This window comes from Mesorhizobium sp. M7A.F.Ca.US.002.01.1.1 (assembly GCF_004022955.1).
Taxonomy (GTDB): Bacteria; Pseudomonadota; Alphaproteobacteria; order Rhizobiales; family Rhizobiaceae; genus Mesorhizobium; species Mesorhizobium ciceri.
The window spans coordinates 1-1,590 of sequence record NZ_RZQE01000813.1; the positions used below are offsets into that span (position 1 = coordinate 1).

A 1,590-nucleotide genomic window follows, 5' to 3' on the forward strand; every position below is an offset into this window, starting at 1 on the left:
GAGAGATCCTGACCCGCGAGATCATTGCCGTCGCCGGTTCCGGCGAGGCGATCGAGGGCTATGGCAAAGCGGCCATTTGCGGCACGTCTGGCGAGATCGAGCATGCCTCGGCGCTGATCCACACGCTGCATTTTGGCAATCATTATCGCCGCGCCGTCGGCGCCAAGACCTATCTTGCCTTCACCAACCTGCGCGGCGGGCCGAACACGCCGATCATGATCCCACTGATGGACAAGAATGACGAAGGACGGCGCTCGCATTACCTGACCGTGCATTTCCAGATCGGCGATGCGCCGGCGCCAGACGAACTGGTGGTGGCGCTTGGTGCGTCGATCGGCGGTCGCCCGCATCATCGTATCGGCGATCGCTATCAGGACCTCAAGGAGCTTGGGGACGTGCATGGCTGACGCTTCCACCTGGGCGCGACAGGGCACAACGTTCGATGGCACCTGCTTCATCCGTGCCGGCGCTGGCACGCCGGTGCTGTTCATCCACGGCGTCGGCATGAACGCCGCGATCTGGCAGCCGCAGTTCGAACGCATGGCCGACAGCTTCGACGTCATCGCGATCGACATGCTCGGCCACGGCCAGTCGCCACTGCCGCCGCAGCACCCGGAACTGGCCGACTACGGCGACCAGGCCATTCGCCTGCTCGACCATCTTGGCCTCGACCGGGTGTCCGTCGTCGGCCATTCGATGGGTGCGCTCGTTGCCCAGGAGTTGGCCCTGCGCGCACCGGAGCGCGTCCGCCGCATCGTTTCCCTGAATGCCGTGTTCCGGCGGCCACCTGAACTGGCCGAAGCCGTTCGCCAGCGCGCGGTGGCGCTCAACGGGCGCAGCGATACGGCCGGCACGGCACAGACCATTGCGCGCTGGTTCGGCGATCCGGTGCCGACCGAGCTGGAGGCGGCAGCGCGGAACACGGCATCCGCACTGAGCGCGGTCGACCCGGAAGGCTATGCCCGCACCTACCGCCTGTTCGCTCGTGCCGACGGCCATCATGCCGACCGCCTGCCGACGCTGGCCGTACCGGCCCTGTTCATGACCGGCTCCGAGGACAGGAACTCTTCGCCGGCAATGTCGGCCGCGATGGCACGGCTGGCGCCGCATGGCCGCTGCACGGTGCTGCCGGGCGAGAAGCACATGATGGCGGTCGCGGCGCCGGACCTCACCACGCGCCATATCGTTGACTTCCTCGCGGAGGACGAAGCGATCGAGCGAAGCGGCACTGCTGAGGCGAATACCGGGTTCGACAGCGGCGAGTTCCGCCGTGCGCTTGGCTCCTTCCTCACCGGCGTCACCATCGTCACCACCATCGGGCCAGAAGGCGAGCCGCGCGGCTTCACCGCCAACTCGTTCACCTCAGTGTCGCTCGATCCGCCCCTCGTGCTGGTCTGCATCGCCCACAAGGCCTTAGGCCATCCTGTCTTCGCGACATCGAAAAGCTTCGCCATCAACATCCTCAACGAGGGCCAGAAGGCAGCGTCCGGCATCTTCGCCTCGAAAGCCGCCGACAAGTTCGCCGCCGTAGCATGGCGGCCGGGAAGGACCGGCAGTCCCGTTTTGGACGGCTCCGTCGCGTCCTTTGAC

2 protein-coding genes are annotated in these 1,590 nt (G+C 66.5%); both read left to right on the top strand.

Translation table 11 applies throughout. The features are described from left to right. Positions 1-407: amino acid synthesis family protein (locus EN932_RS35720; protein ID WP_128369501.1), on the top strand; the 407-nt coding region annotated here is incomplete at its 5' end. Then, positions 400-1,590: alpha/beta fold hydrolase (locus EN932_RS39665; protein WP_128369502.1), on the top strand; the 1,191-nt coding region annotated here is incomplete at its 3' end. The genes EN932_RS35720 and EN932_RS39665, both read left to right, overlap by 8 nt.